Origin of the sequence: Fonticella tunisiensis (genome assembly GCF_004364155.1) — a bacterium.
Lineage (GTDB): Bacteria > Bacillota > Clostridia > Clostridiales > Caloramatoraceae > Fonticella > Fonticella tunisiensis.
This window is the reverse complement of the sequence record NZ_SOAZ01000048.1, coordinates 1-7,018: the sequence shown is the minus strand read 5'-3', so window position 1 is coordinate 7,018 and position 7,018 is coordinate 1. Positions and strand designations below refer to the sequence as shown.

Genomic DNA, 7,018 nt, shown 5'->3' with positions numbered 1-7,018 from the left:
GTTCATCTGAAAACATCCTTTCTATTAGTTTGTTGCAAAATTCATTATAGAAAGGATGTTTTCATTTTTAAACCCTAAATTTTTTCCAGTAAAAATCGGAATTTACATATTTCAATTATTATTCGTCTAAACCTTGACATATCAAAGGGCTACGCCCTATTTATTTTTTAATCTGCGAAACTTCTGATATTTTAAAGTGAATCGTACACGTAATGAACCTAAAAGCAACAATAAAAAAGTAGCAATAAAAAAGTAGCAATTGTAATTGTTTGTCTCACTGGTGAAGAAGATTTAGGTGCCAGCCTCCTGAGAATTGTATAAAAAATAATTCATTTAACTGAAATTGAGGGGAGGAATAACTATGAATAAAAAAATAATTAAATTAGCAAGCCTAATTTTATTAATAAGCATGTTAATAACAGGATGCTCCAACTCGTTGAAAAGTGAAAATTTAGAGCTTAAAAATGAAATCGAAGAGGTTAAAGAAAAAAATGCAATTCTTGAAACTACGATTAATAATTTGAAAAATCAATTAAAGGAGCAGGAAGCTAAAATGGCTTCTGAAAAAGAACGTAAATTTGAAAGCGAGAATATATATACAATTTACACAGCAGATATAAATACATATGAAAAAAAAGCTGGGGAGTATATTTATATTTCCAATGAAACACCCTTAAAACAAAAGTTAGATATCCTTGTAAACGCACTATCAGAAATATATTTCAAAAATCTTCCTATCGAAGTTGTGAAAATTGAAGAGCTGGATAAGAAGAAAATAGCAGTAATAAACCTAAAGGAAAGTAAAGAAAATAAAGGGGTAACCGATGTTTCAAAGATGAAGGGAGATACATGGGCAACAGGATTTTTCCAAGGTTCAGCTGGAGGTGCAATTACTTCGACTCAACTGATAGAAACAATACTGCAAAGAGAATACAGAGGTCAGTGGATAGATGGAGTAAGATTTTTATATAATAACGGAAATTGTGATTTTGAGCATGCACCTAATTTGGCAAAGGTTAATTATAGAAAGTAATTCTTGTAATTAATATACGGATAAAATATAAGTCTGCGGCGGTAGTTCTGTACCGCCTGATTCCTTATACTAAGTTAATTATAAGAAATAAAATGTTTAACTGTAAATTCTAGTTATGCGAAATATGAGTTATGCATTGTTTAACGGTTTTAATAATTATAAAAGGGCAGTCAATCTGTCCCCAACTTTTGTTTATGAAAGCCTACTTATGGAATACAGCTTGTCTATTATTCTATCTGCATGATAGTTGAATGCAGCATTGGCCTCAGTCTTCATTTCTTCATTGGTATTTATTGAACAGTTGTATAATGAGTTTATCCTTGAAGCGTTGTACTCGTTTAATACCGTTTGTTCCTTAATAAGTTCTATCGCTTTGAGGTGTTCATATACGCCTCTGCAAAGCTTAATGCCTTCCGTTACGTTTGATACAACTTTGGATTTATCCTCTTTAGGTTTAAACCTTATGGAATAATCTTCAATATAGACTTTGAGCTCAGAAATCCTTTTGTTCATTAATGAAAGGTTGGGATTCTCTCCAAGACAAAACCTTTGCTCTACCGTTTTAAAGGTTATATCTTTAAGTTCCCTGTATAGTTTTATAAGTTTTTCCGTACTGTTTGGAGGAAATATGAGGTAATTAACGGCGACAGCTACTCCAATACCTATTAAAGTATCGATTGTTCTATAAAGACTGTAGGTCCATGGGCTTTTACCATTAAGATTTACCATAATGGCTATAAAAACTATTCCTGATGTGGATATGGATTTATTCCATTTAAGCTTATTACAAATACATATGATTATAACTATTCCAATGCCTACTAGAAAAGGATTTTCAGGGTTTATAAGGGCAAAGGAAAGCCCGACAATTGCCCCAACAAAGGTTCCAAGCATTCTGTTTTTGCCTGCAGTGAAGGTCTCCTTAACAGAGCTCTGCATGGCAATTATAGCGGCGATGGCAGCATAAAAGGGAGAATCCATTCTAAAAATTTTAAATATAACTACGCATATAAAAACGGCTATGGCTGTTTTAATATTTCTCATACCTATTTTCATAATATCACCTGTATAAAATTATATATTATCTTCATAAGTTTTGTAGTATATAATAGGGTACACTTAAATATTATACTATAAATTAAGCGATGGCAGCTTGATAATATTTTCATAAAATTTGAATATACTATTAACTTTTGAGAATAAAGATATATACGGGGATATATAAATATTTACTGTAAGAAAAAAATGACACAATACACATAAAATACAATGTTGACACTAACAACAACTTTGCTTATAATTATAAGGGCAAGGGCAATTGAAAGCCCTGTAAATATGGAGAGATGGCTGAGTTGGTCTAAGGCGCACGATTGGAAATCGTGTGTAGGCTAATACCCTACCGAGGGTTCGAATCCCTCTCTCTCCGCCATAAAAATTAAAGATTTGACCGTGCTAGATGGGGAGGTAGCGGTGCCCTGTAGCCTGCAATCCGCTATAGCAGGATCGAACTCCACGCATAGGTACCCCCATGTAGGGTCTGCCTGTGGTAAGTGGTGTTGATAATTGGGTCCCGCGCAACGGAAATTCATGAACCCCGTCAGGTCCGGAAGGAAGCAGCGGTAAGTGAACCCTTTCGTGTGCCGCGGGTAAGCCTGGTTGGAGCTAACTGCCATGGTAACGCCTGGATGGTGGCATCGAAGCGTGGTGCACGGTCTCTAATTTGCTAGATCTGATTTATCAGGTCTTTTTTTGTTATTCTTGAGAATACATTTAAAAATCTTTATAATAACCTTAAGAGGTGATGCTATGTCCTACATGGCTTTATATAGAGAGTGGAGACCGAAGACCTTCGAGGATGTAATAGGCCAGGACCATATTGTAAAGACGATAAAAAATCAGATAAATTCAAATAGAATACCCCATGCATATTTGTTTTGCGGAACAAGGGGAACGGGAAAAACTTCGACTGCCAAGATACTTTCAAAGGCTGTTAACTGCCTTAGCCCTGGTGATGGAGGAGACCCCTGCAACCAGTGTGAAGCATGCAGAGAGATAAATGCGGGAACAGCAATAGATGTTGTGGAAATAGACGCTGCGTCAAATAACAGGGTTGAAAATGTAAGAGAGCTTATAGAGGATGTAAAATATCCACCTCATAAAATGAAGTATAAGGTGTATATAATAGACGAGGTTCATATGCTTTCAACATCGGCCTTTAATGCACTGCTAAAAACCCTTGAAGAACCTCCTTCATATGTAATATTCATACTCGCAACAACAGATCCTCAAAAAGTTCCAGCAACGATACTTTCAAGATGTCAGAGATTTGATTTTAAAAGGATAAGGGTAGAGGACATAATATCAAGGCTTAAAAGAATAACATCAGAAAATGGAGTACTTGCAGATGACAGGACTTTAGGCGTAGTAGCAAGGGTTTCTGATGGAGCTATGAGGGATGCCCTTTCAATACTTGATCAGGCGATGTCCATGTCACAGGGAAGGATTGAATATGAAGACGTCGTATCGATGCTTGGTCTTACATCCAATGAGCACATTTTTTCACTTGTAGATTCAATGGCAGAGGGTAATGTTGAAGCCGCAGTTAAGATAATCGATGAAATCATATTAAACGGTAAGGATATACTTCAGTTTATTAAGGATTTAACTAAGCATTTCAGGAATCTACTTATGGTTAAGATAAGTAAAAACCCCGATGAAATAATAGACGCAAGTGAAGATAATATAAAAATGCTGAAGGAGCAGGCCCGAAGGTTTAGAAGTGAAGAAATAATGAGGGCCATAAAGATAATGGTTGAGGCTGAAAACGATGCCAGATATACAACCCAGCCAAGAATTTTGCTTGAAATAGCTGTAATTAAGTTCTGCAAAAGGGAATATGACACTTCACCTGAAATCATACTGAGCAGAATAAACATGCTTGAAGAAAAAATAAAATCAGGCGCTATAGCTGTAAAAGTTGAGGATGTTAAGGATGATAAAAAGAAGCAGGAGGTAAAGAAGCATAAAAATGTGGATAATAAACATGAGGAGCCTGCAATTCATGAAAGCTTAGCAGATACTGTTTCTGATGATGTAACAATCGACGAGGTAAGATCTTCATGGCAGGAGGTTTTAAACCTTCTTAAGGCAAATAAAAAGATGGTTGTTTATGCTTACCTTGAGCCTGGAGACGTTGCTGATGTAAAGGGCAATATAATAACCATAGCCTTTGATGAAAAGTTTGCCTTCAGCAAAGCAAATCTTGAAAAATCAGACAATAAACAGATAGCCGAGGAATATTTCTCAAAGATATTGAATAAAAATGTTAAGCTTCAGTTTAAGGTCCTTGAAAGGGAAAACACCATAGATAGAAGCATAGAACTTGCAAAGCAAATCCTGGGAGAAGATAAGGTGGAAGTAATTGAATAGTATTTTACAAGATGTTACAATATAGGAGTGTAGAGCATATAATAAATTGATAAGGATTTAAGGAGGTTTATACTATGGCAAGAGGAATACCCCCTATGGGTGGAAATATGAACAATCTCTTGAGGCAGGCACAGAAAATACAAAAACAGATAGAGGAGACAAAGGCACAAATCGAGGCAAAAACTGTTGAAGCATCCTCAGGGGGCGGAGCAGTTACTGCAGTTGTAAATGGAAGAAAGCAGCTTGTTGACATAAAGATTAAAAGGGAAGTTGTAGATCCGGATGATGTTGAAATGCTTCAGGATTTAATAATTGCAGCCATCAACGAAGCAGCAAATAAGGCTGATGAGATGGTAAATGAGGAGATGGCAAAAATTGCTGGAGGATTCAGTATGCCGGGCTTTTTCTAAAGAGGAGTGATTTGATTGAATTTTTATCCCTTACCAGTTGCAAGGCTTATTGATGAGTTTTCAAGGCTGCCGGGAATTGGGCCTAAAACAGCCCAGAGGCTTGCTTTTCACGTTTTAAACGTTGACATTGAGCAGGCTGAAAGGCTGGCAGAGGCTATAGTTAATGCCAAAAAGGGAATAAAATACTGTTCTGTTTGTGGAAATCTAACTGATGTTGATCCGTGTAGTATATGCAGAAATGAGGCAAGAGATAAAAATACCATCTGTGTTGTACAGGAGCCAAGGGACGTGATAGCCATGGAAAAGATAAGGGAATTTAAAGGGATTTATCATGTTCTACATGGAGCCATATCCCCCTTAGGTGGCGTTGGTCCTGATGATATTAGAATAAAGGAGCTTTTGCCGCGTATAACACCTGAGGTAAAGGAAGTTATTATAGCTACAAACCCCAATGTAGAAGGGGAAGCCACAGCTATGTATATAGCAAGGCTTCTAAAACCCTTAGGTGTTAAGGTTACAAGGATTGCCCATGGAATACCTGTAGGCGGCGACATTGAGTATGCGGACGAGGTTACATTGAGTAAGGCCCTTGAGGGAAGAAGGGAAATATAGCCTAGGGATTGTATTGTATAACCCAAATAAACTCCTTTCATTTTGCGAGAAGTTCTTTCAAAGAAAATAAAGTTGTTTCAGGAAACATGGTTTATTAGGGCAAAGGAAAGTCCTGTAGGCCATGTTTTTTATTTGGAAGTTTTCAAGGGATAAGGAATAGGGGATAAGGCTTAAAGCCAGTAAAATCAATGGATTAGAGGACTAAATGGAAAAGAAAATAGAACGATTAATGGACAGAATCTCTCCTTAAACCTTGCTCCTTAAATCTGTTAACCCCTCAATCCTAAAAGCACTTTGTTTTCATTTTTTGCCCCAAAAATTTAGGAATGAAAGGACTTTAGGAAGTGAGGAACAAGGAAATAGGAATTAAATGGGAAATTGGAATAGAATAACAAGTAAGTAGTATCAAGGGTTTGAGGGAGATTTGTGAAAGGAGTTTATTTTATTTTTGATGGGAGTTTGTTTGGGTTATACATAGTTAGGGTTAAGGAAAAAGGGATTAGGAAAATAGGAAATGATATGAGCAGAAAATAGGGTTTAATTAGTCGTTTCGAAAATAAAATAAAGTTGTGATATTGAAAGGTATAAGGAACAAGGCAAAGTATTGAGAATATAGGGTTTGCTTCAATTTTAGGATTAAAGGCGTATGGAAATGAAAGGAAATTTATGAAAGAACATTATTTATTTTTTATATATAACATGGCCTATTTTTTCTGTTTCCCAAAATGATATGAACGAAATATTTCAGAAACAGAAAAGTACTTTCATAAATTGTAAAATTCTATTAAAATGAGGATAAAGTAGTTATATGAAAATTATTTGTAAATTATTAGGGGGTAGAACTATGATTATAAGGGCAGCACAATTTGAAGATGAAGAAAAGATATCAAGATTGATAGCACAGTTTAGAGTAGAATTAAAAGAACTTAAAGGTATTAAAACACCTGCTAATATAGAACAAGCAAGAGAAGAATTTAAAGAATACATGGAAGCAAAATTTCCTATATTTGTTGCTGAAAATAGTAAAATGAATTGTTAGGATATTTGGTTTGTAGAATTGATGGTGATGTAGTATGGGCAGAATCTCTATTTGTTTCTAATAATTCAAGAAGAAAAGGAATAGGTTCCAAATTATATGCAAAGGCGGAGGAAATAGCAAAGAAGTTGGGAGGAAGTACAGTTTATAACTGGGTGCATCCAAATAATGATAAGATAATACCATTTTTATTAAAAAGAGGCTATAATGTCTTAAATCTTATAGAAATAAGAAAGCCACTGGAGAATGAAGTACTGACTCAAAAAATGAGTGTAGGTAAATATGAATACAACTATTAATAGCAGGTTGAAATATTTATAAACTGCATTAATGTAAATATGGCGAATTAATTATATGTTACACAGCACAATAAAATATGCTGATAAAGTCACAATATAATAACCTCAAAATAATAAAAAATGATTCTAAAAACAGCAGATTAAATAAACTGCTTCTAGTAAAATTAGCCTAAAATGCAAATTATAGAAACTTAGTACA

General features: G+C 35.1%; 7 protein-coding genes, 1 tRNA gene and 1 other RNA gene. 8 read left to right on the top strand and 1 reads right to left on the bottom strand.

What is annotated here, in order from left to right; translation table 11 throughout:
* Positions 1-361: 361 nt before the first annotated feature.
* Positions 362-1,033 carry a hypothetical protein gene (locus EDD71_RS14800; RefSeq protein ID WP_133629489.1) on the top strand — a complete coding sequence of 224 codons (672 nt, stop codon included), beginning with the start codon at positions 362-364 and terminating at the stop codon, positions 1,031-1,033.
* Positions 1,034-1,225: 192 nt separating this feature from the next.
* On the opposite strand, the gene EDD71_RS14795 is transcribed toward EDD71_RS14800, so the two are convergent.
* On the bottom strand, positions 1,226-2,089 hold the full coding sequence (locus EDD71_RS14795; protein ID WP_133629488.1) for an FUSC family protein: 864 nt from the start codon (positions 2,087-2,089) through the stop codon (positions 1,226-1,228).
* Between the two features lie 281 nt (positions 2,090-2,370).
* On the opposite strand from EDD71_RS14795, the gene EDD71_RS14790 reads away from it, so the two are divergent.
* The 7 genes from EDD71_RS14790 (at position 2,371) to EDD71_RS15825 (ending at position 6,819) form a co-directional block, all read left to right on the top strand.
* Positions 2,371-2,462, top strand: a tRNA-Ser gene (locus EDD71_RS14790).
* An 18-nt stretch (positions 2,463-2,480) separates the two neighbouring features.
* Positions 2,481-2,745, top strand: an RNA gene (gene ffs / locus EDD71_RS14785) — signal recognition particle sRNA large type.
* A gap of 94 nt (positions 2,746-2,839) precedes the next feature.
* Positions 2,840-4,462 carry a DNA polymerase III subunit gamma/tau gene (gene dnaX, locus EDD71_RS14780; RefSeq protein WP_133629487.1) on the top strand — a complete coding sequence of 541 codons (1,623 nt, stop codon included), beginning with the start codon at positions 2,840-2,842 and terminating at the stop codon, positions 4,460-4,462.
* A 74-nt stretch (positions 4,463-4,536) separates the two neighbouring features.
* Complete coding sequence (locus EDD71_RS14775; protein WP_133629486.1) at positions 4,537-4,872, top strand: YbaB/EbfC family nucleoid-associated protein; 336 nt, start codon at positions 4,537-4,539, stop codon at positions 4,870-4,872.
* Positions 4,873-4,887: 15 nt separating this feature from the next.
* Positions 4,888-5,484 carry a recombination mediator RecR gene (gene recR / locus EDD71_RS14770; RefSeq protein ID WP_133629485.1) on the top strand — a complete coding sequence of 199 codons (597 nt, stop codon included), beginning with the start codon at positions 4,888-4,890 and terminating at the stop codon, positions 5,482-5,484.
* Between the two features lie 844 nt (positions 5,485-6,328).
* Complete coding sequence (locus EDD71_RS15830) at positions 6,329-6,523, top strand: GNAT family N-acetyltransferase (RefSeq protein WP_243116487.1); 195 nt, start codon at positions 6,329-6,331, stop codon at positions 6,521-6,523.
* A 5-nt stretch (positions 6,524-6,528) separates the two neighbouring features.
* Positions 6,529-6,819: a GNAT family N-acetyltransferase gene (locus tag EDD71_RS15825; RefSeq protein ID WP_243116486.1), complete on the top strand. Its 291-nt coding sequence runs from the start codon at positions 6,529-6,531 to the stop codon at positions 6,817-6,819.
* Positions 6,820-7,018: the final 199 nt, after the last annotated feature.

Excerpts from the sequence above, each read along its gene's own strand:
- EDD71_RS14800 (WP_133629489.1), top strand. The coding sequence starts at position 362 with ATGAATAAAAAAATAATTAAATTAGCAAGCCTAATTTTATTAATAAGC.
- EDD71_RS14795 (WP_133629488.1), bottom strand. The coding sequence starts at position 2,089 with ATGAAAATAGGTATGAGAAATATTAAAACAGCCATAGCCGTTTTTATA.
- dnaX (WP_133629487.1), top strand. The coding sequence starts at position 2,840 with ATGTCCTACATGGCTTTATATAGAGAGTGGAGACCGAAGACCTTCGAG.
- EDD71_RS14775 (WP_133629486.1), top strand. The coding sequence starts at position 4,537 with ATGGCAAGAGGAATACCCCCTATGGGTGGAAATATGAACAATCTCTTG.
- EDD71_RS15830 (WP_243116487.1), top strand. The coding sequence starts at position 6,329 with ATGATTATAAGGGCAGCACAATTTGAAGATGAAGAAAAGATATCAAGA.